The organism is Kribbella steppae, from assembly GCF_004342025.1.
In the GTDB taxonomy this organism is placed as follows: Bacteria; Actinomycetota; Actinomycetes; order Propionibacteriales; family Kribbellaceae; genus Kribbella; species Kribbella steppae.
This window is the reverse complement of record NZ_SLWN01000028.1, coordinates 20,449-42,646: the sequence shown is the minus strand read 5'-3', so window position 1 is coordinate 42,646 and position 22,198 is coordinate 20,449. Positions and strand designations below refer to the sequence as shown.

20 protein-coding genes are annotated in these 22,198 nt (G+C 66.4%); 7 read left to right on the top strand and 13 right to left on the bottom strand.

Annotation, left to right across the window (positions count from 1 at the left end; translation table 11 throughout):
* Positions 1–76: 76 nt before the first annotated feature.
* The 6 genes from EV652_RS45655 to EV652_RS43145 all read right to left on the bottom strand — a co-directional run bounded on the left by EV652_RS45655 (position 77) and on the right by EV652_RS43145 (position 6,498).
* Complete coding sequence (locus tag EV652_RS45655; protein WP_242002358.1) at positions 77–247, bottom strand: hypothetical protein; 171 nt, start codon at positions 245–247, stop codon at positions 77–79.
* Between the two features lie 12 nt (positions 248–259).
* Positions 260–1,030, bottom strand: coding sequence for a P-loop nucleotide/nucleoside kinase family protein (locus EV652_RS43165; protein ID WP_132217045.1), 771 nt, complete (start codon positions 1,028–1,030; stop codon positions 260–262).
* A 45-nt stretch (positions 1,031–1,075) separates the two neighbouring features.
* Positions 1,076–2,182, bottom strand: coding sequence for a nucleoside hydrolase (locus tag EV652_RS43160; protein ID WP_132217043.1), 1,107 nt, complete (start codon positions 2,180–2,182; stop codon positions 1,076–1,078).
* 182 nt (positions 2,183–2,364) lie between these two features.
* Positions 2,365–4,386, bottom strand: a complete 2,022-nt coding sequence (locus tag EV652_RS43155; RefSeq protein ID WP_132217041.1) for an alpha-galactosidase — start codon at positions 4,384–4,386, stop codon at positions 2,365–2,367.
* A 10-nt stretch (positions 4,387–4,396) separates the two neighbouring features.
* The gene (locus EV652_RS43150) at positions 4,397–5,182 is read right to left on the bottom strand and encodes a FadR/GntR family transcriptional regulator (protein ID WP_132217039.1); all 786 of its coding nucleotides are present in this window, start codon (positions 5,180–5,182) and stop codon (positions 4,397–4,399) included.
* The gene (locus tag EV652_RS43145; RefSeq protein WP_132217037.1) at positions 5,179–6,498 is read right to left on the bottom strand and encodes an L-fuconate dehydratase; all 1,320 of its coding nucleotides are present in this window, start codon (positions 6,496–6,498) and stop codon (positions 5,179–5,181) included. Before EV652_RS43145 ends, EV652_RS43150 begins: the two co-directional genes overlap by 4 nt.
* Positions 6,499–6,641: 143 nt before the next feature.
* Between EV652_RS43145 and EV652_RS43140 the strand changes: the two genes are divergently transcribed.
* The 7 genes from EV652_RS43140 (at position 6,642) to EV652_RS43110 (ending at position 17,079) form a co-directional block, all read left to right on the top strand.
* Positions 6,642–9,014, top strand: a complete 2,373-nt coding sequence (locus EV652_RS43140) for a glycoside hydrolase family 95 protein (protein WP_158441574.1) — start codon at positions 6,642–6,644, stop codon at positions 9,012–9,014.
* 27 nt (positions 9,015–9,041) lie between these two features.
* A complete protein-coding gene (locus EV652_RS43135; RefSeq protein WP_132217033.1) occupies positions 9,042–10,034 on the top strand; it encodes an ABC transporter permease in 993 nt (330 codons plus the stop codon).
* Positions 10,031–10,981: a carbohydrate ABC transporter permease gene (locus EV652_RS43130; RefSeq protein ID WP_242002357.1), complete on the top strand. Its 951-nt coding sequence runs from the start codon at positions 10,031–10,033 to the stop codon at positions 10,979–10,981. The genes EV652_RS43135 and EV652_RS43130 overlap by 4 nt, the downstream gene beginning before the upstream one ends.
* Positions 10,982–11,016: 35 nt before the next feature.
* Positions 11,017–12,699 (top strand): type 2 periplasmic-binding domain-containing protein, encoded by a 1,683-nt coding sequence (locus EV652_RS43125; RefSeq protein WP_132217031.1) that lies wholly within the window; start codon positions 11,017–11,019, stop codon positions 12,697–12,699.
* 66 nt (positions 12,700–12,765) lie between these two features.
* Positions 12,766–14,202, top strand: coding sequence for an alpha-L-fucosidase (locus tag EV652_RS43120; RefSeq protein ID WP_199238726.1), 1,437 nt, complete (start codon positions 12,766–12,768; stop codon positions 14,200–14,202).
* Positions 14,159–16,108 (top strand): beta-L-arabinofuranosidase domain-containing protein, encoded by a 1,950-nt coding sequence (locus tag EV652_RS43115; protein WP_199238725.1) that lies wholly within the window; start codon positions 14,159–14,161, stop codon positions 16,106–16,108. Before EV652_RS43120 ends, EV652_RS43115 begins: the two co-directional genes overlap by 44 nt.
* On the top strand, positions 16,105–17,079 hold the full coding sequence (locus EV652_RS43110; protein ID WP_132217027.1) for a glycoside hydrolase family 43 protein: 975 nt from the start codon (positions 16,105–16,107) through the stop codon (positions 17,077–17,079). The genes EV652_RS43115 and EV652_RS43110 overlap by 4 nt, the downstream gene beginning before the upstream one ends.
* Positions 17,080–17,150: 71 nt before the next feature.
* On the opposite strand, the gene EV652_RS43105 is transcribed toward EV652_RS43110, so the two are convergent.
* The 7 genes from EV652_RS43105 to EV652_RS43090 form a co-directional block, all read right to left on the bottom strand.
* Positions 17,151–18,098, bottom strand: a complete 948-nt coding sequence (locus tag EV652_RS43105) for a hypothetical protein (RefSeq protein WP_242002356.1) — start codon at positions 18,096–18,098, stop codon at positions 17,151–17,153.
* Between the two features lie 69 nt (positions 18,099–18,167).
* Positions 18,168–18,308 carry a hypothetical protein gene (locus EV652_RS44410; protein WP_158441572.1) on the bottom strand — a complete coding sequence of 47 codons (141 nt, stop codon included), beginning with the start codon at positions 18,306–18,308 and terminating at the stop codon, positions 18,168–18,170.
* Between the two features lie 9 nt (positions 18,309–18,317).
* Positions 18,318–18,476, bottom strand: a complete 159-nt coding sequence (locus EV652_RS45650; protein ID WP_242002355.1) for a hypothetical protein — start codon at positions 18,474–18,476, stop codon at positions 18,318–18,320.
* Complete coding sequence (locus EV652_RS43100) at positions 18,473–19,084, bottom strand: FAD-dependent monooxygenase (RefSeq protein WP_242002354.1); 612 nt, start codon at positions 19,082–19,084, stop codon at positions 18,473–18,475. Before EV652_RS43100 ends, EV652_RS45650 begins: the two co-directional genes overlap by 4 nt.
* Before the next feature lie 204 nt (positions 19,085–19,288).
* Positions 19,289–19,459: a hypothetical protein gene (locus EV652_RS44405; RefSeq protein ID WP_158441570.1), complete on the bottom strand. Its 171-nt coding sequence runs from the start codon at positions 19,457–19,459 to the stop codon at positions 19,289–19,291.
* A gap of 127 nt (positions 19,460–19,586) precedes the next feature.
* On the bottom strand, positions 19,587–20,246 hold the full coding sequence (locus EV652_RS43095; RefSeq protein WP_199238724.1) for a DUF2652 domain-containing protein: 660 nt from the start codon (positions 20,244–20,246) through the stop codon (positions 19,587–19,589).
* Positions 20,247–20,394: 148 nt separating this feature from the next.
* A complete protein-coding gene (locus tag EV652_RS43090; RefSeq protein ID WP_158441568.1) occupies positions 20,395–22,080 on the bottom strand; it encodes an MFS transporter in 1,686 nt (561 codons plus the stop codon).
* Positions 22,081–22,198 lie beyond the last annotated feature (118 nt).

The window sequence follows — 22,198 nt, the reverse complement described above, 5'->3', positions numbered from 1 at the left end:
CTGACCGTCTGCGCGGTGCCGAGCTGCTGGGCCCAGAGCTGGACGCGGTACTTCTCGAGCATCCGGCGGGCCTGACCTAGGTGCTGGCCGGGCGGGCGGCCGTCGGGAGCGCGGCGAGCTGGTGGAGGTGCGCCGCCTGAAGGTCGGCGATGCGGTCCATCAGTGCGCGATCGGCGGTGATGGTCGTGTCCAGCTCGCGGCGCCGCTCGACGACGCCCTGAGGTAGACCGGGTAGCGCTCCTGTCAAGCCTCTTCAGGCTCAGTTGGAGTGTTCAGGTGAGGCAATTGATGGGGGCGCCTGAGCGAGCAAAGTTGGCATCTGCTCGACGGCAAGCTCGACAACCTCATTACAGTTCGTCTGTGCGCACTCGCAATCGAATACGCGAACCGCGTGGTGTCGATTCTCCTTGTTGCGCCCCAACCGCAGTCTTTCGGTCGCCTGGTCAGCGAGTTGGCGATTACTGATACGAATCAGAGATTGCCGCTCATAGGTGGTGCGCGCTGCGGGGCACGATCCCAAGATTGCGCCGAACCTCTGCTCGACCGCCATGAGCGTTTGCTCGACAGTCTGACCGTCGACTACGACGACGCTTGCGCTGGTTCCCTCGAGTTGGCTCCGCACCAGATCCCAGCCCCAGACATGATCTTTGTGCACACCGCCTGGATGCCTGCGTTCCAGTCGTGCGAGTTGTTCCTCTCTTGAGGGCATCAGCCACACTGCGTTCTCGGCAACCCCAGCCATCCTGGGAGTGACGAATGCACCTTCGACAACAACCGATGTATCCACGGACAGTGAGCGGATATCTTCCATAATCATCGGCCGGCGATCAAAGTCTCCCGGACCGGTACCCATCACATGAAGCCCGGCCGCAGCTGCGCGCTTCTCGTGAGCGAATGCGTAGGCATCTACGCTGTACCAGAGAAATCCGTGCTTTCGCGCGAGTAGACGGCTCACCGTGGTCTTGCCCGCCGCCGCCGGACCACCCACCCAGAATATACCCGCGCGCTCGTAGTTCGGTTCTTCACTCATATGACGAAAGTCTAACCTCAGCCCTTCATCGGTCACCGTTGTGGACTACCGGCCGCCGTTGAGGATTGACGTGAATGCGTCCTCGAATCGTGCGCCGTCGGCGGTGTATCCGACCAGTTGCGGTGTGCCGTCCGGTGCGTCGATCGTGCGTCCGGACGAAGCGCCGTCGAGGACGACGGAGACAGTCCGCAGCCGGTAGCTGACGAGGTCGTCGCGCGGCCCCAGGACGAGCGAGGTGGCGGCGAGCGCGTCCCACCAGAACATGATGTCGAGCTCGATGAGCGGAGGCAGGTCCGGCTGCGTCAGGATCGCGTGCACAAGCCGCGCCTCGACTGTACGGGCGGAGGCGCCGAGCCGGTCGACGTACGCCTGGGTGATCATGACGTGGTTCGTAGCGTCCAGCGGGACGATCCGGACCCGGCCGGCGGGCATCGCACGGAACACGTGATCGGCGGCGTTCGGGTCGATCCAGAGGTTGACCTCCTGGGTGTTGTCGAACCCGCCGGTGGTCGAACCGAAGAGATTGCCCGGTACGTCGAACGCTCCACCCATCACGTAGAGCGACTCGATCCTCTGCGCCACGTCTCGGTGTTCGCGCAACGCCGCGGCTACGTTGCTGAGCGGGCCGGTAGCCAGCACCGTCACGGGCTCACGCGAACTCAGGACCGACTGGGCGATCAGCTGTGCCGCTGTCACCGACGACGGCTGGTCAGGTCGGTCGGCGTCGTCGAGTGCTCCGGTCAGGACGCGCTCGAAGGTCTCCCTCGCCTCTGGTGGTGCCAGGTGCACACCGGTCGGTGAACCATCGGCCACTGGAACGCGCGGCAGGCCACACTTTTCGAGAATCGTCCGTGCATGCGTCAACGACCGGCCCGCCGTACCGATGCCGTTGTTCACCACCGTGACGGCGCGCAGCTCGATACGGCCTTGCTTGTGCGCCTGACAGAGCAACGCCAACGTCGACGCGTCATCGAAGTCCAGATCACTGTCGTAAACAACCGGAACAGGCCGGTGCCCCACCGGCCCGGCCGCGGTGGCCGGCGCCACTCCGACGGAGGCGATGCTCAGTGCCGCCCCGGCGACCAGCGCGGCAACAGTCTTCAGGAACCGCGACGTCTGTACGCCGACACTGATTCGCGTGGCTCGTGTCATCCCCAACTCCAAGGTCGAACCGATCGTGGCGCGAGTCTCCCCGACGCCACTTTCAAACCCCTTTCAGGACGGCCGAAGCCTCGACTCCCGGATCACGCTGGCGCTCTCGAGCCGCTGGCTGGCCGAGCCGGGTGAGTCGCTGACGGCCGAAAAGCTCGCCGCGAGCCAGCTCAGATCACCCGTCAGCCTCTGGAGTGAGCGAGTTCGATGACGCGGGCGGAGGGCTCTGGTGTGTTGGCCGTGATGGTCAGGGTGTTGCCGTTCCAGTCGTAGGTCCAGCCGTCGGGCCGAGCCGGGAAGAGGCTCTTGACCTCGCAACGAGTCAGTGACAAGTCGACCTGGGACGGTTCGGCAGAGCGGTGCCACAGCGTGAGGTACGACGTCGATGGTCCCTGGAGCCCGAGTGCCACCCATTCGTCGGTCCAGGCGGGCAGGCCCAGCGGCCAGAAGGGAACCAGTTGCGGCAGGTGGGGCAGCACGGCCCGGTGGGCGGCCAGAGCTGAGCGGACCAGGTCGAGCTCGGGTGGTGTCATGCAGTCCAGGTGGCCGGACAGGTACATCCGGCCGAGAATGCCGTTGACCAGGCAGAGAGTCAACTCCTCGGGCGACATCCCGCTCTGGGGATAGGCCCAGTTACCCGCTTGTTCGGGCAGTACGGACGCCGGCGCCGCGGCCGCGATTGTTGCGTAGAGCAAGGGATCCTGCTGGTCGGAGGTCGACTGCAGGTGCAGCCGGGACAGCATCGCGTAGTCCATCCGCAACGCGCCGGACCCACAGTTTTCGAGCAGCAGCCGGGGATGTCGCGCCTGGACGCCGTCCAGCCAGTCGAGCAGTGCTCGCTGGTGCTCCAGCAGACCCTGGCCGAGCGACTTTCCGTCGGAGTCGGTGCCCGGTCCGGTCATCGTGTTGTAGTCCAGTTTGAAGAACCCGATCCCGTACTCGGCCACCAGTCGGTCGACCGTGTCGTCGAGGTGCCGCCGGGCCGCGGGGGAGCGTAGGTCCAGGAGGTGCCGGCCGTTCTCTGTGACCCGGATACCGCGTCGGCTGAGGAAGGCGTCGTCCGGCAGGTCATGTGCCAGCGGCGAGTCGACGCCGACCACCTCGGGTTCGAGCCAGAGTCCGGGCACCATGCCGTGGTGGTGGATGCGGTCGGTGACCTCACCGAGCCCGCCAGGGAAACGCGTGGTTGACGCCTGCCAGGCGCCCACCGTGCTCCACCAATTGCCCTCGGCGTACCATCCCGCATCGATACAGAAGTACTCCGCCCCGACCGCGGCCGCAGCGTCGATCAACGGCAGCAACCGGTCGGTGGTCGGATCCCCCATCAGGGTGTTCATGTAGTCGTTGAAGATGACTGGAAGCTTGTCGTCGGCGGGGCGGTGCCGCCGGATGGCACGGCGTTGCCGGGTCAGCGCGGCGAAGGCGCTGTCGCGGTCAGTTGCCGCGACGAGCGACACCGGCACGGTCGTGAACGGGCGGTCCGCGGTGATGGTCGCCGTCCACTGGTGCTCCTGATCGGTTGGTCCGGTGAGGAGCAGGTAGCCGCCGCGCAGGGTTTCACCGATCTCGTAGTACCAAGGCCCGTTGTGCTCGATCTGCCAGCCGAGTGCGTACCCGTCTCGCATCAGAACACCGGTGGGAAGGTGCTCGCCGGTCGACCATGAGCCCCGACTCGTCACCGCGTGCACGGTGCGCGGTGGCGGGTGGTGCGGCGGGCGCTGAATGTCGGGCAGTCCGATCTCGCGCAGTGGCCGGGCGGACCACCTGCTCTCGGCCATCCAGTCGTTGTCGCCGGAGATCAGGTCGAAGTCGACCGAGTCGATCGCGACGACGACCGATGACAGGCTGGTCAACTCGAGGCTGCCGGGGCCGGTCAGCCGGGCCTCTGTCCAGACGCGTACTCCGTCCATCGCTTCGAAGAAGCTGGTGATCTGAAGCCCTGTCACCGCGTCCTGCTGAACGATGCGGAGGCTGGTGTCGGTGGCTTCGTGGCTGGTGTATCGCAGCCGGTTGCCGAGGACCGTGCCGACGTGGCGATGGGTGCTGACCGAGCGGCCATGACCGAGCGCGGACACCTCCACGAGTGGCTGGTCGACCGGACCGGCGGAGGCCTCGGGATCCCAGTGGACGGATTCCAACCGGACGGGGCCGTCGTCGAGGCAGAACGTCAGCGTCAGGTTCGCAGTGCGCCACAGGAAGGGCATCGAGCGGTCCTCAGAGATCGGGGATGGGGTCGTCGCCGGGTGGTCGTTGGCGGAGGTAGTCCTCGACGCCGAACAGGTGGACGGCCATGCGGATGCGAGCCCGGTCGGGGTCGCGACCGGCCAGGGCGTCGAGGATCGCCCGGTGCTCGCCGTGCGTTGCTTCGTCGGCGCCTTCCTGACTGATCGAGCGCCACAGCCGGTCCCGGGTGGTCCGTCCGCCGAGGGCCTCGATCAGGGCCGCGAGCACCGGGTTGCCGGCCGCTTGGGCGATGACGCGGTGGAACGCGATGTCGTTGTCGATCAGGGCCTCGTGGTCCGGCACGCCGTCAGTCAGTTCGGCCTCGGTTCGGCGCAGCAGCTCGTCCGCCGCCGCGAGCGCTTCGTCGCTGATCAGGGTCGCCGCCAGTCCGGCAGCCTGAGTCTCCAGCATTCGTCGTACGGCGTGCAGGTGGCGCGCACCGCTGTGGTCCTGCAGGTCCACCACGAACCCCATCGGGGCCAGCAGCAACGAAGGGTCGAGGGCCGTGACGTAGGTGCCGTCGCCCTGCCGGGTCTCCAGCACGCCCATCATGGACAGCGCGCGGACGCCCTCGCGCAGCGGACCGCGGGAGACTCCCAGTGCCTCGGCGAGGTCCTTCTCGACCGGCAGGCGGTCACCCGGCCGGAGCGCACGGTCGATGATCATCTTCTTGATGCCTTGTACGACGACGTCGGTCTGCGAAACACCGATTCGAGCCGAGCGACCGTTGTCCGCCAGGGTGCTCGGTTCCCGGCCAGGCCCGACGCCGGCCGTCATGCCACCGACTCCGCGCTGCCTCGCGATGCCCAGTAGGACCCGGTCGGGAAGGTGTACGTCGCGAGTGACGGTCTGCGCAGCTCGGCGCTGTAGCCGGGGAGGGACGGAAGCCGGTAGGCCCCGTTCTTGACGATGCAGGGGTCGGTGAAGTGCTCGTGCAGATGGTCGACGTACTCGGTGACACGACCGTCCAATGAGCCGGAGACCGCCACATAGTCGAAGATCGCGAGATGCTGGACCAGCTCGCACAGGCCGACTCCGCCGGCGTGCGGACACACCGGGACGTCGAACGAGGCGGCCAGGAGGTACACGGCGAGGACTTCGTTGACGCTGCCCAGCCGAGCGGCATCGAGCTGGCAGTAGTCGATCGCGCCGGCCTGGAACAACTGCTTGAACAGCACCCGGTTCATGCCGTGCTCGCCGGTGGCGACGCCGATCGGCGCGACCGCACGCCGGATCGCAGCGTGTCCGAGAACGTCGTCGGGATGTGTCGGCTCCTCGATCCACAACGGATTGAACGGCGCCAGCGCCCGGACCCAGGCGATCGCTTCCGGCACGTCCCAGACCTGGTTCGCGTCGATCATCAGGTGCCCGTCCGGGCCGAGCACGTCGCGGGCGATACCGCACCTGCGAATGTCGTCGGTCAGGTCGGCGCCAACCTTGAGCTTGACGTGTTTGTAGCCGGCGGCAACGGCCTCTTCGCAGAGCCGACGCAACTTGTCGTCGGAGTACCCGAGCCAGCCGGCGGACGTGGTGTAGCACGGGTACCCGCCGGCCTCGAGCTCCTTGATCCGCTGCGCCCGGCCCGGCTCGCGGTCGGCGAGGAGCGCGACCGCCTGCTCGGGGGTGAGCACGTCCGACAGGTACCGCAGGTCGGCGGCCGCGACGAGCTCCTCAGGTGACATGTCGGCCAGGAGTCGCCACAGCGGCTTGCCGGCTCGCCGGGCGGCCAGGTCCCAGACGGCGTTCATGACGGCCGCCAGCGCCAGATGTACGACGCCTTTGTCCGGCCCGAGCCAGCGCAGTTGCGTGTCCGACTGCAGCTCCCGGTAGATCCCACCCAGGTCGGCGCAGAGATCGTCGACCTCGCGCCCGACCAGGGGCCGGCCGCGTTGGGCCGCCGCCGCGGCGCACAGGTCGTTGCCGCGCCCGATCGTGAAGGTGAAGCCGTGCCCCGTCAGCGCCGGGTCGTCGGTGTGCAGGACGACGTACGCCGCCGAGTAGTCGCCGTCCTTGTTCATCGCGTCGGAGCCGTCGCTGGTGAGCGAGGTCGGGAAACGAACGTCGATGACCTCCACCGACGTGATGCGTGGCATGAGACCCCCTGTTGCTCCGATAGATAAGACGATTTTACGTTCACACCCGCCCAAGTATGGACCACTTGCCGCCGTGGCGCTACGATCCACAGAATTCATATGATGATTCTCCTCACCATCACACTCGATGGAGGTGCCTGGGAATGAGCGACCTGGTGGGCTCGGACCGGACGGATGAAACGTGTCTGAGCTACGACCGGCCCGCCGGAACCTGGCTGGAGGCACTGCCGCTGGGCAACGGCCGGATCGGGGCGATGTGCTTCGGAGGTGTCGGAGCCGACCGGATCGGTTTGAACGACGAGACCTGCTGGTCGGGCGGTCCGGAGACGGCGCGGATGCTGTCGGAGCCGCTCGGTGCCGTCGGAGCCGAGGCCGTGCGAGCAGTCCGCACGGCTCTGGCCGACGGTGACATCCGGCGCGCACATGAGCTGGCCGGTGGATTCCATTCCGGCTACTCCCAGGCCTATCTGCCGCTCGGCGATCTGCTGCTGGACGTCACGGTCGACGGCTCCACGCCGGCTGCCGGGGATGCAGCGAAGTACCGCAGGAGGCTCGATCTCGACACCGCGACGGCGTCGGCGGAGTACGAGATCGGGGGAGTGGCCGTCCGGCAGGAAGTGTTCGTGAGCGCGCCGGCCGGGGTGCTCGTCCTGCGCATGACCGCGTCGAAGCCGGGTGCACTCGGCGTCACCGCGCGGCTGACCTCGCAATTACGTTCGCGGCCGCACGTGGTCGGCGAGGGCGTTGGGCTGCTGCTGCAGGCCCCGGCAGATGTGGCACCACCGCATCGCCACGTACCGGAGCCGATCCGGTACTCCGACGGCCCGGATCGCGGGATGGCGGCGGCGATCGCACTCCGGGCGCGGACCGACGGTGAGGTGACCGCCGACGAGACCGGTCTCACCGTCCGGGGAGCCGGCGAGCTGACTCTGATCCTCTCCACAGCGACCGGGTACGACGGTCCGTCAGCCGTGCCGACCCGGACGGCGGAGGAATGCTGGACGGCCGCCGACGAGAAGGTGCGCGCCGCGCTCGGCCGTGAGTACGGCGAACTCCTCACCGAGCACACCGAGGATCACCAGGGATTGTTCCGCCGCGCGTCGCTCGAGCTGGCCGGTTCTCCGGACGTGGCGGATCTGCCCACCGACGTGCGGTTGACCCAGCACGGCGACGACCCAGCGCTGGCGGCGCTGGTGTTCAACTACGGGCGCTACCTGATGATCGCGAGTTCGCGCCCTGGAGGGCTGCCGACCAACCTGCAGGGGATCTGGAACGACATCCTCCGGCCGCCCTGGAGCTCGAACTTCACGGTCAACATCAACACCGAGATGAACTACTGGCCGGCCGAGACCACGAGTCTTCCCGAGTGCCACGAACCGCTGCTCGACTTCCTCGGCCACCTCGCCGAGGCAGGTCGCCGTACCGCGGAGGAGCGCTACGGCTGCGGTGGCTGGACGGCTCATCACAACGCGGACGCGTGGTGCTGGACGCTTCCCGTCGAGGGAGACCCGCGGTGGTCCAACTGGCCGATGGCCGGTGCCTGGCTGGTCCGCCACCTGTGGGATCACTACGCGTTCACTGGCGACCTGGAGTTCCTCGGCCGTGCGTGGCCGGTGCTGCGAGGCGCCGCGGAATTCTGCCTCGACTGGCTGGTCGAGCTGCCGGACGGGAGTCTGGGTACGTCGCCATCGACCTCGCCGGAGAACGACTACCTGACCGATGACGGCAAGCCCGCGTCGGTGACAGTCTCGGCGACGATGGACCTGGCTCTGATCGCGGATCTGTTCGACCGGTGTGCGCAGACCGCCGGACTCCTGGGGTTGATCGATCCACTGGTCGAGCGCCTCGTCCTGGCCCGCAAGCGGATCCCGGATCCGCCGATCGGTAGCCGTGGGCAACTTCAGGAGTGGGCCGCGGATCTGCCCGAGGAGGACCCGCACCACCGGCACATGTCGCATCTGGTCGGCCTTCACCCCGGCGATGCGATCACTCCGGACGGCACTCCGGCCCTCGCGGCGGCGGCCGCACGCACGCTTGACCTGCGTGGCGATCAGGCCACCGGCTGGTCCCTGGCGTGGAAGATCAACCTGCGGGCCCGGCTGCGCGACGCGGCCGCGGCGCATCGGCTGGTGCGCGCCTTCCTGAGCCCGGCCGACGACACCTCGACGGACTACGTGGGCAGTGGCGCGGGTGTCTACCCGAACCTGTTCTGCGCCCATCCGCCGTTCCAGATCGACGGCAACTTCGGAGCGACCGCGGGAATCGCGGAGATGCTGCTGCAGAGCCACACCGGCGAGATCGAGGCGCTGCCGGCCCGCCCGGACGACTGGCCGACCGGCCGGGTGACGGGTCTCCGCGCCCGGGGCGGCGTCACCGTGGACATCGCGTGGCGCGCGGACGGCATCGACGTGGTGCTCACCGCGGATCGGGACCAGGAACGCGTCGTCCGCCACGGTGACGAGCGGATCGCCGTCCAGCTGACAGCCCACACAGCCCACCGTCTGAGCTTGAGCTGACCCGGCCCGAGGAAGGAGGAGACCCTGATGGCAGTCCTGACAAGCATCCCGCCGCCCGTCGGCGAAGCACCGGCCCCACAGCGACGTCGGCGGCGGCGTGAACGCGTCACCATCACCCGTCTGCGGCGGAGTCTTGAGCGGCATTGGACGCTGTATTTGTTGATGACCGTGCCGCTGGTGTGGTTCGTGGTGTTCAAGTACATCCCGATGGCCAACGCCGTGCTCGCGTTCAAGAACTACAACGTGGTCAGGGGCATCTGGGGCAGTCCGTGGATCGGCTGGCAGAACTTCGAGCTGTTCTTCGCCAACCCGGTGTTCTGGACGCTGGTCAAGAACACGTTCCTGCTGTCGGTGTACACGGTCGCGGCGAGTTTCCCGCTGGCGATCATCCTGGCGCTGGCGCTGAACGAGGTCCGCCTGGGTCTGTTCAAGAAGACGGTCCAGCTGGTGACGTACGCGCCGTACTTCATCTCGACGGTGGTCGTGGTGTCGATGACGATCCTGATGCTGTCGCCGCGGCTGGGCCTCGTCAACGATGCCATCGGATTCTTCGGCGTGCCGGCGATCGACTTCCTCGGCAACCCGGACTACTTCCGGCACATCTATGTCTGGTCGGACGTCTGGCAGACCACCGGGTACTCGGCGGTGATCTACCTCGCGGCGCTGGCCGGCGTCGACCCGGCGTTGCACGAGTCGGCCAGGATCGACGGCGCGACCCGGCTGCAGCGGATCCGGCACGTGGATCTGCCAGGCATCATGCCGACCGCGGTGATCATCCTGGTCCTTGCTGTCGGCAACATCATGGCGATCGGCTTCGAGAAGGCGTTCCTGCTGCAGAACCCGCTGAATCTCAGCGAATCCGAGATCATCGCCACCTATGTGTACAAGACCGGCCTGCTGAACGCCGACTTCAGCCTGGCCACCGCTGTCGGTCTGTTCAACTCCGTCATCAACCTGGTCCTGCTGCTGGCGGTCAACACGATCGCCAAGCGGATCACCGGAAACGGACTGTGGTCATGAGCGTCCAAAGCGAAGTACGAACGATGCCGAGCAAGCAGTCCGAGCGCCGGGCGGCGCGGGCGCGGCGGATCCGGGATTCGCGCACGGACCGATGGTTCATGTTCTGCGTCTACCTGCTGCTGTCGGTGTTTCTGGCGGTCGTTCTGCTGCCGCTGATCTACATCGTGGCGAGTTCGTTCAGCAGCCCCGAGGCGGTGTCGTCCGGGCGGGTGCTTTTCTGGCCGGTGGAGTTCTCGCTGCGTGGATACAAGGCGGTGTTCGAGAACCCGCAGATCATCCAGGGCTACGCCAACTCGTTGTTCTACACGGTGGTCGGCACGGTCGTCAGTGTCGTGATGACGATCGCGATCGCCTATCCGATGTCGCGCCGTACGCTCGTCGGGCGGAACCTGGTGATGAGCGTGATCCTGTTCACCATGCTGTTCACCGGCGGGCTGATCCCGACGTACCTGGTGGTCCAGCAGGTCGGATTGCTGGACACCCGGTGGGCACTGATCGTCCCGCAGGCGATCGGGGTCTGGCAGGTGATCATCGCGCGGACGTATTTCCGCACCGTGATCCCCGATGAACTGGCCGAGGCCGCGCAGCTCGACGGTTGCGGCGACCTGCGGTTCCTCTGGTCGGTGGTGATCCCGCTGGCCAAGCCGATGATCGCCGTCATCGCGCTGATGTACGCGATCTACCAGTGGAACTCCTACTTCGACGCGCTGATCTACCTGAAGAACCCCGACCTGTTCCCGCTGCAGATCGTGCTGCGCAACATCCTGATCCTCAACACCTACAGCGGCGGCGCGATCGACGCTTCCGTCGTCCTCCAACGCCAGCAACTGGCCGATCTGCTCAAGTACTCGCTGATCGTCGTGGCCAGTGTGCCGGTGCTGCTCATCTACCCGTTCGTGGCGCGCTATTTCACCAAGGGAATCATGATCGGCGCCGTCAAGGGCTGATCCTTCGCACCATCTCTACCCCTGTGAGGGACAACATGACAACTCAGCTCAGGAGAACCAAGTCCGCGGCGGTCGCCGGGCTCTGCGCGCTGGCACTCGGTTTGGCCGCGTGCAGCGGGTCTGACACGACCGCGGACGAGAGCAAGCCGCTGCCCACCGTGACCGGCAACCCGGCCGTCACACTGGACGTCTTCGCACCCCAGGCCGCTGACTGGAACCTGTCCACGAACGACTTCACCAAGAAGGTGAAGCAGCAATTCAACATGAGTTTCAAGTGGCAGACCACCACGTTCGACGGCGGGCCGGCCAAGGAGAAGCGGCAGATCTCGCTAGCCAGCGGTGACTACCCGGACCTGTATCTGCTCATCCCGTGGGTCGACCAGTTCACCCCGGCCGAGCTGCTCAAGCTGGGCAACCAGGGTGTCCTCGTACCGCTGAACCAGCTGATCGACCAGTACGGGCCGAACATCAAGAAGGCCCTCGACGCGGAGCCGGAGTGGAAGGCGATGGCGACCGCGCCGGACGGCAAGATCTACGGCATGCCGCAGTGGGTCGACTGCTACCACTGCACGTACCAGGGCAAGCTGTGGATGAACAGCACCTGGCTGAAGAAACTCGGGCTCGAGCAGCCGAAGACCACCGAAGACATGCGCAACGTGCTGCGGGCCTTCAAGACCCAGGACCCGAACGGGAACGGGAAGGCTGACGAGATCCCGCTCAGCGCGAGCGTGCGAGACGCACTGATCCCGTACTTCATGAACGCCTTCATCTACGACCCGCAGGGCACCAGCGGCAACAACAACTCGACCCTGGTCCTGAAGGACGGCAAGGTCGACCTGCAGGCCAACAAGGACGGCTGGCGTGAGGGTCTGGCGTACCTGAACTCGCTCTACAAGGAGGGCCTGATCGACAAGGGCGCCTTCACCCAGAACCCGGACGCGCTGCAGCAACAGGGTGACAGTGGCAAGGTGCCTCTCCTCGGCTCGGCCGCCGTGCTGCACTTCGGCATCGCGATGAGCGACTTGCCTGACGGTCGGCAGAAGCAGTACGACGCCGTTCCGCCGCTCACCGGACCGAAGGGAGTGAACCACACCGGGTACAACTTCCCGAGCGCGCCGGGTGCGACGTTCGTGCTGACGAACAAGGCCACCCAGGAGGAGCAGATCCAGGCGATCAAGCTGCTCGACTACATCTTCACCGACGAAGGGCAGATGAACGCCTTCTGGGGCACCGAGGGCAAGACCTGGAAGAGGGCAGAGCCCGGAGACGTCGCGCTCGACAAGTCACTGAAGCCGACGTACAAGACGATCCCGCAGCCGGAGGGTGGTACTCCGCCGAACTCCGGGTGGCAGGCGCTGGCGCAGTACAACAACACCGAGAAGTACCGCAACTCCGAGGCGATCGGGACCGACATCTACAGCCCGGCCGGGTACGAGCGGCGGTTGTTCGAGGCAACCAAGCTGTACGAGGGCAAGGAGGACAAGTCGCTGATCTACCCGTACTGGAAGGTATGGATCGACCCGTCCCTGGCCGGTGAGGTCGCCACCTTGCAGACCAACATCGAGAACTACGTGCAGCAGAACGCGCTGCAGTTCATCACCGGCTCGAAGAACATCGACAGTGAGTGGGACGCCTATGTCAAGGGCCTGGAGGGTCTCGGCCTGAAGCGCTACCTCGAGATCCAGCAAACCGCTTACGACAAGATGCCCAACAAGTAGGTCAACCCTGGACCGGCCGGAGGACGCCGGCCGGTCCACACCCAGATCACCGATGAGGAGCCATCAGTGCCGTTCGATGCAACCTTCGAGTCCCTGGCCACGTTCGAATGCCCTGACTGGTTCCGCGACGCGAAGCTCGGCATCTGGTCGCACTGGGGACCACAGTCGGTGCCAAGGTACGGCGACTGGTACGCACGCAACATGTACCGGGAGGGCAGCGATCAGTACCGCTACCACCTGCGCACGTACGGACACCCGTCGGAGTTCGGATACAAGGACGTCGTCCGGCAGTGGAAGGCGGAGCGGTTCGATCCGGACGCCTTGATCGACCAGTTCGTGGCGGCCGGTGCACGGTACTTCGTGGCGCAGGCCGTCCATCACGACAACTTCTTCAACTACGAGTCGTCAGTGAATCGCTGGAACTCCGTGAAGATCGGGCCGGGTCAGGACATCCTGGCCTCCTGGAAGGGCGCCGCGGACGAGCGCGGACTGCCGTTCGGGATCACCGAGCATCTCGGTGCCGCGTTGGGCTGGATGGCGGTCAACAAGGGCAGCGACACGGTCGGGCCGCTCGCCGGCGTGCCGTACGACGGAGCCGATCCCGTCAACCGGGACCTGTACCTCGACAACAGCCGGTTCCTGCCCACACAGGACGTGGAGGTTCCGGACCCGTGGTACGTCAAGGATCCCGAGTGGCACAGGTACTGGCTCGAGGCGGTGACCGAGATGATCGACCGGTACCAGCCCGACTTGCTGTATTCCGACGGGCCGCTGCCGTTCGGTGACGTCGGCTACGCACCGGGGCTCAGCGCGGTCGCCCATCTCTACAACACCAGTGCGCGGATTCACGGGGCGAACCGTGCTGTCTACCAGCAGAAGGATCGTCGACCTGAGGTGAGCGCGGTCGGTGTGCTGGACATCGAGCGCAGCCAGACTCCCGGCATCCACCCTGCGCCATGGCAGACCGACACCTCGGTCGGCGACTGGTTCTACAACGTCCGCGACAGCTACAAGACCGCACCACATGTGATCGAGATGCTCGTCGACATCGTGTCGAAGAACGGCAACCTCCTGCTCAACGTTCCGCAGTTGCCGGACGGCACGCTCGACCTCGAATGTTCGCAAGTGCTCGACGACCTCGGTGCCTGGATCCACGTTTGCGGCGAAGGCATCTACGGCACGAGACCGTTCCGGGTATTCGGTGAGGGACCTTCGAGCGTGATCATCGACGGCTTCACCGAAGACCGCGTGAACTGGACGAGTTCCGACTTCCGGTTCACCCGCCGGGACAACACTGTGTACGTATTCCAGTTGGCCTGGCCTGCCGACGGTCGCGCCGTGATTCGCAGCCTCGCAGACCATGAGGTGGCGAGCGGCGTCCGGCTGCTCGGCCACGGCCCCGTTCCCTTCGAGCAGGCGCACGGAATTCTGGTCGTCCGGCTCCCCGAGGCCCCTCCGGTTGACGTCGCGAACTGCCTTGCTGTCGACCTCCGCGCCGGCTGACATGCTGCGCACGGTCCGCGCGTCGGGCGGTCGAACGACGCTGTCGGACGGTCCGGCCAGGCATCGATGGTTGCTCAACGCTCGCTACCTTCGAAGCCTCAGCGCCGACAACCTGCTGCGGCCCTACCGGGCCGAGGCTGGTCTGTGGAGCTACTCCGGCTCGTGGGGCACGACGGTGGGCGTCGTGTCGCCGGACGGCCCGGAGACCTGGCACTGGGGATGGGAGTCGCCGACCTGCGATCTGCGGGGCCACATCCTCGGGCATTGGCTGTCGGCCGCGGCGCGGGTCGGCGAGGACGACGGCGAGGTGGCGGCACGAGCCGGGCGGATCGTCGCCGAGCTCGCCGCATGTCAGCAGGCCAACGGAGGGGAGTGGGCCGGGTCGATCCCGCCGGTGTACTTCGACCGGCTGGCCACGGGGCGGCCGGTGTGGGCGCCTCAGTACGTGGTTCACAAAACGCTGATGGGGCTGGTCGACCAGTACCGGATCGCCCGCAACGGACAGGCGCTCGAGGTCGCCTCGGCGTTCGCCCGGTGGTTCCATCGGTGGTCCGGCCGGCTGTCTCGCGACGAGTTCGACGACGTACTCGACCACGAGACCGGAGGACTGCTCGAGGTCTTCGCGGACCTCTACGACATCACCGGCGATCAGGCAGTTGCTGAGCTGATCGAACGGTACGACCGCCGCCGGTTCTTCGAGCCACTACTCGCCGGTGCCGATGTGCTGACCAACAAGCACGCCAACACGCAGATCGCGGAGATCCTGGGCGCGGCCAGGGCATGGGAGGTCACCGGAGAACAGCGGTGGCGCGACATCGTCGAAGCCTTCTGGGACTCCGCTGTGGACTCACGCGGAACCTACTGCACCGGTGGTAGTAGCTGCGGTGAGGTGTGGCAGCCGGCCGGCGAGCAGTCCGCACGTCTGCACGCGGTCCAGGAGCATTGCCTCGTCTACAACCTGATGCGCCTTGCCGCCGTGCTGTTCCGGTGGACGGGAGATCACCGCTACGGGGACTACTGGGAACGCAATCTGGTCAACGGGATCTGGGCCCAGCAACATCCGGACACCGGCATGCCGGCGTACTTCTTGCCTTTAGCAACTGCAAGCCGCAAACGGTGGGGGCGGCCGACCGAGGACTTCTGGTGCTGTCACGGCACTCTGCTCCAAGCACACGCCTCGATCGACGAGGCCGCGGTGTACGTCGACGACACCGGGATCTCGATCTGCCAGTACCTGGATTCGGTCGTGTCCTGGACCGACCTGTTCGGTGGTCGCGTCGAACTCGCGATCGCCGCGGACACCGACCATGGGGTCGCTCTCGGACAACGGCAGACCTTCCACGGCGCCGCCGGAATCCAGGAGCTGTCGTCACGGCCGCTGCCGGACCGACGGCCGAACGACCGGGTCTACGTCGTCGACGTACGGTGTGAGCGACCGTCCGCCTTCGAGGTCCGGCTTCGGGTCCCGCTCTGGGCTGCCGGTTCGCCGGTGCTCGAGGTTGACGGGAAGCCATGTCCGGTCGAGGTCCGGAACGGCTGGATTGTGTTGTCGCGGACGTGGAGCTCACAACGCATCCGGCTGACGGTGCCGTCAGGACTGACCACAGTACCGTTGCCCGACCGACCGGACATGGTGGCTGTGCTCGACGGCCCGATCGTCCTGGCCGGGCTGACCGAGCAGGAGACCATGCTGTACGGCGATCCGGCGAATCCGACGTCGTTCCTGACACCTGACCAGGAGCGACACCACAGCTGGTGGCGGACCGGGACATACCGAACCGTTGGCCAGACCAGCGGTCTGCGCTTCATGCCACTCGCCGAGATCCGCGACGAGCCGTACACCGTGTACTTCCCGGTGCGGCGTTCGCACCAACCCGCGACCCAGAAGGATGATTCAGTCCGATGACAGCCGACGGAAAGCAGCCTGAATATGTGGGCTACCTCTACGCCCACTTCAAGCGCGAATCAGCCGACGGTGAACAGATCTACTTCGCCTTGAGCGACGGCAACGACCCGCTGCATTTCGACGACCTCAACGGTGGCACGCCGGTCCTGCACTCCACCTTGGGCGAATGCGGTGTCCGCGACCCGCACATCGTCCGTTCCCCGCAAGGCGATCGGTTCTACCTGGTCGCGACCGACCTGCGCCTGTACGCCAACCGCGATTGGGACCGGCACCAGCGCCGGGGCAGCCGCTCGATCATGGTGTGGGAGTCCGCGGATCTGGTGAACTGGGGTGAGGGCCGACTCGTCGAGGTCGCACCGCCAGAGGCCGGCAACACCTGGGCCCCCGAGGCGCTCTGGGACCCCGAGCAGGATGCCTACCTCGTCCACTGGTCCTCGACGCTCTACGACAACGCCGGACACGAGGGGGAGAGCTACAACCGGATCATGTACGCGACGACCCGCGACTTCCGGGAGTTCTCCGAGCCGCGGGTGTGGATCGACCGAGGATGGCACACGATCGATACCACCGTGATCGACCACGAGGGCGTCTACTACCGCTTCCTGAAGGATGAACGCAGCCGCAGCGGCGATGTGCCGTTCGGCAAGTCGGTGTTCTGCGAAACCTCGACCTCGCTGACGGCCGCCGAGTGGAAGCCGGTAGCCGAAGGCATCGGCCTGGACACGATCATCCAGGGGGAGGGCCCGCTGGTGTACAAGTCGAACACCGAGGACAAGTGGTATCTCTGGATCGACGAGTTCACGTCCGACCGCCGGTACGTCCCCTTCGAGACGACCGACCTCGCCGGCGGTGAGTGGATCCCCGCCAAGGAACACCGCCTGCCGGAAGACCCCTGTCACGGCGTCGTGCTGCCGGTGACGGCCGAAGAATACGAGCGACTCAAGGACGCTTGGAGACCCCGAACCCGCTGATTTGAGTGGCGCTTGCCGCTGACTCGCCATGTACCCGTCACCTGAGGATCCTCCCGTCGGCGAGAACCGGGTCACTCCCCGAACAGCATCTGGGCGTCGCCCTGCCTGAGCTGGCGCCGGAAGTACACCGGATCGGCGAATGTGGCCGGCACCTTGCCGAGCCCCTGGATCACGGTGGCCGTGCCGTTCGCGTGGCCGACGGCGTACGCGTACGCGGACTTGGTGTCCTTGTCGATGCCGACCAGCATCGTGCCGTACTGACCGCACTTCTCGGCCACGAGCGCGTCGAACGCCTGCCAGGTCGAGGCGCGCACCTTCTTGACGATCGGCTTCATCGGTGAGGTGCGGGGGACGCGGATCGTGTAGAGCGCGCCGCCGCGGGTGTTGGCCAGGAAGGTGTCGTAGGTCAGGGTCTGGCTGATCAGCGCCATCGTCTTCACCGCGGCGAACCCGCTCGCGGACTGCTTGTTCGCCCACTTCACCGTGCTGTTGGCGTTGTTGTATTGCATGTCCCAACGGCTCAGGGTCCCGTCGGCCCGCAGTTGGTACTGCCTGATCAGGTTCGGCAGTTTGGGGTAGTCCCAGAAGCGGGTGGTCTCGAAGAAGGTCGTGTCACCCCAGCCGCCACCGACCAGGTAGGTGGTCGGCCTGGTCCGGTCGACGTCCCCCTCCAGGGTGATGTAGTAGGAGGTGGAGTACATGGACGAGCCCAGCACGGTGTACCCGCCGATCCACGCGCCGTACCCGATGATGTCCGGATCCGCTTCCAGCGACCCGCTGACCCGGACCGCGCCGTCCGGGTAGACACCGGTGTCCAACCGGTCGGACGGCGCTGCGCCGACGGTGACCATCTTGCCCGAGTGATCACCCCCGGCGGTCACGGATCCGACATGGACGTAACAACCAGCCGACGCCTGCGCTGTCGCAGACGTCCCCGCACCCACCGCTTGCGCGGCCCCAGGGGTGACTCCCACTACCAGGAGCGCGGCAACCGCCGCCTTGCTCAGTCGACCGGACATGACCAACCTCTCGGGTCGCAGTACGAAGTACTAATCCTGCCTACTTCGATACCCGGCGGACCCGAAAAGTTACGCCGGCTTCTCGCTCGGTGGCTCCCACCCGCACTCAGTACCGCTGGCGGACGACCTGCTGAACGATCCGAGGATCATCTCCAGCCCTGAGAGCTCCGGTACGACGTTCGCCGTACCCACGGTCAGCTTGTCAACCATTTTCGTTGCTCAGGCGATATCAGTTGGCAACTGCTGTTTGAAATCCTCGAGGGTGGGCGCTTTCGCGCGATCGTCGCTGACTCCCGCGACGGGGACTACGACGCGATAGACCCCTTCGCCGAAGGGCCCGAGACTGAAAGTCTTGTTGGTCTCGCGGGCTTCGGTCACCTTGGCGGCGATCTCCTCCTGCGGCGCACCACTTCCATCTCGCCCATCAGCGTCTCGGTCCGCGAGGGCTCGCCGGGGAAGCCGACGCCGAGCAGTTTGCGCACCGTACTGCGCCCGCCGTCACAGCCGACGAGATAGCGCGAACGCAGCTGTTCTCCGTCGGCCAGCTCGACGGTCACACCCTCGTCGTCCTGCTCGAAATCGGCCACCGAACAACCGCGCCGTACCTGCGCACCCAGTTCGATCGCATGTTCTTCGAGCAGGTCAACGATGACCGGCTGCGGGATGTCCAGCAAATAGGCGTGCGCGGAATCCAGGCCCTCGGGCGCGGGTTTGGTGATGGCGGCAAAGAATCCGCCGGCCGGACGCTGCCTCCCGCGTGCGAGAAGGCGATCGAGCAGTCCGCGCATCGCCATCAGCTCGATACTGCGAATGTGCAGACCGACGATGCGGACGAACGACACGGGCTCGGTTTCCTTCTCCAGAACGAGGACCCGCACATCGTGCAGCCGTAGTTCGGCGGCCAGCATCGCGCCAGTCGGCCCGCACCCGGCAATGATCACGTCGAACATGAGGGGCGGCTCGGCGGTGAACTGCGGCGAGTGCATAGGTGTTGCCTTTCGGGAGTGCCCTTGTTGGCGAGGCGCTCCCGGCGACACCTACCTCAATCGCCCGACCATGACGGGAAGGGGGAGCACCCACATCGATACAGCGCTCATGGGTCTCACCTCCTCGGGCGGTGTCACGGTCCACTGCAAGCTACAAGCCCGAGCATCACCCGCCCAACCCTCCCGCCACGGCGTTCGGGGCCGTCATGGCGCGGCGGTAGGCCGGAGGGCGTGGCGAGCCCGTCGCGGCTGGGGCCGGCCGGCCTGCTCCGGGCGCTCCCGGCGGCGCGCGAACCAGAACGCACGCTTGGTCCGCTCCAGCCGGTAGGCCGTCTCCGCCTTGATCGAGTCTGGTGTCAACGGTGCTCCGAACATGGTTCGTCTCCTGTGGTTCGTGGCGCCCCGCGTGGGCGGCCGCTCACCCCTTCTACGAACACCTCTGACCGGATCCGACACCGCCTCCGGAATTTTCGAGGACTTCCGGGTACGGACTCGGCAGACGTCAAAAAGCGGAGGCGGTACGACGTCGGCGGCGTAGGCCCAGCATGTGCGGCAGGCCGGAGCCGGCGACGGCCAAGGTCCGCCCGACGCGTCCGAGCAAGGATGGTTCCGGCAGGGGAGGAAGCGAACCCGGGACGCCCGCCAAGTCCACGAAGTACGCCCGGACCGGGCCGATCCCTTCGAGGTCCTGAGACACCTCGTGCGCGGGATCAGGCATCGGGGTGCTTGTGGTGTGGTAGAGCTCGTCGGAGAGGAGCAGGTACTCGGGGACCTTGACAGGGTTCTTCAGCAGCCGATGGACGAGGATGACGTCGATCCCAACGAGCTTGCGCCGCTGCCTGATGGTCTGGGTGGCGACCTCGCCGATGTGCGCGACGAACTTGAGCTTCAGGTTGTTCGCCTGGGTGCAACTGCTGCACGGGCACAGGTTGGTCGCGACATAGTGCCGCTCGAGGTGGAACGCCTGGTGCATGGCCATTGCGGCCTGGAGGGTCAGGGCGACCGTTGCGTCACTGTCCAACGTGTCGGCCTGACGAGCGAGAAAGGCTGCGTCACCTTCGATTTCGATCAGGTCGAAGTCGGGCGCGGCATCGATCACCTTCTCCAGAAGCCGCGCGGTGTTGACCTCGGCATGAGCAAGGCTCATTCGATGGGATCGCATGTACTCGGTGTAGCCGCCGATGTCGGCGATAAGGAGAAGCGAACGCCCAGACGTCATACAAGACCGTACCAATACCCCGGACTGTCGACGTGGAGTCGAACGCATCGGGAACCGCTCTTAGACCGGCCCGCGGGACTCTGAGCTCCGGCTATTGAGGCGGTTGCTCAGGGTCGTCACGGGGCGTGAAGCGGTCGAGCATCGAGTCAACCACCACCCCCGCCTCGCGGGCACTCGGTGTGTAGCCGAGCACGACTGGGAGGAAGTGGTCGGAGCGCAGCGCCTTCAGTCGGAGCTCGCTGGTGGCTCGCACGGTGGCGGTCCGGCGGATCCGCCGGAGCAGGGCGATCTCTCCGAACCCCATCCCCGGACCGAGCGTTGCAACGACCTGTCCGTCCCCGATCACATCGGCCTCGCCCGACTCGATCACGAAGTAGCGGTCCCCGACGTCGCCCTGAAGGAAGACGACGTGACCAGCGGGCACGACCACCGGTTCCAGGCCGCGAGCGAGCTGCTCGATGGCGGGCAAGGGCAGGACGTTCAACATGGCCACCCTGTGCAACAAGTCGATGTCGTCGTCTCGCACGCCGATGGACCGGTCCATTCCTCGCAGCCGCCGCCATGACGCCACGGCAAGGACCGGACAGAGCAGACCGACAGTCACGAGCGCAGGACGTACGCCGGCCCCGTCGACCACCAGCGAGGCGACGAGCGCTCCAACCCCGATGGACAGGGCGACCAAGCTCTCCAACACTCCGAAGACCCGCGCCAGCACTTCGTCTGCGGCCAGTCTGGCCAGGAGCGTGAAACCTCCGAGATCGATCAGCGAGTTTCCTACGCCGACACAGGCCAGCAGGCCCAAGGCCGCGACCTGCTGTGGGAAGACGCCGATCAGCGTGACCGGCAGACCCCAGAGGGCCACCCCAACGGCGAACCACGCGCCGAGGCGCCGAGTGCCGACCAGCAACGACGCGGCGAGTGAACCTAGGACTGCACCCGCCCCGATGGCAGCGGTGAGGATGCCCACGCCGGGTTCGCCGGTCCCCAGCAGTTCGATGGCGACCACCACGGTGAGTACGGTCAGCGCCCCTCGGGTAAATGACTGCGCCGCTGCAAGGCCCATGATGAGTGCAAGGTCGCGGTTCCGGCTGACGACTCGTATGCCTTCGACGGCTGACCTCGTCCAGTTGGTCTCTCTCGGAGCAGATGGCCGCGGAGGTGCGTCGTAGTTCAGCCGCAACAGTAAGGCTGCAGCCCACAACGAGGCGCCCGCAGCCACAGCGAATACCACGGTCACGCTGGTGAACTGCAGCAGCAACGCTGCCAGCAGCGGACCCATCAACGTCGCGGCGGCATCCAGCAGCCCACGGACCACATTGGCGCTGGCGAGCTCGTATCCGTTGTGGCAGAGCGACGGGAGCAATGCGGAGTGCGCGGGTCGGTAGAGCGTGGCAGCGATGGTCGACAACACCGCCAGCACATACACGATCTGCAGCGGTCCGCCCACGCCCACGACGACCGCGGCCGCACCGGTGGCGACACCACGCAGCACGGAGACCAGGATCAGTACGCGCTCCCTGCGGCCCTTGTCGGCCAGCGGCGACAACAAGGGGGTCAGCATCGCGGACGGGGCCATGCGAAGGAGTCCCACCAGCCCGACGGCTGTCGCACCACCGTCTCGGTAAGCCACGATCCCGAGCCCCACGGTGAACGCCCACTCCGCCGTCCAGGCTCCGAGGAAGCTGAGCTGGGCGCGCCGTAGGTTCGGGTTTCGGGCGTTGCTGGTGAACGCGCCCGCGGCATTGCCCAGCCTGCCCCGGAATCCCTTACCCGCCATCCGGCGACGATACCGTTCTGTGCCTGGCATCGCGCGACGCAAACGCACTCACATACCGCTATCCGCGCGCTCTGCCGATGACAGCGTGTTCGGGTCCTCCGCTCCGCGCCTGCAGCTT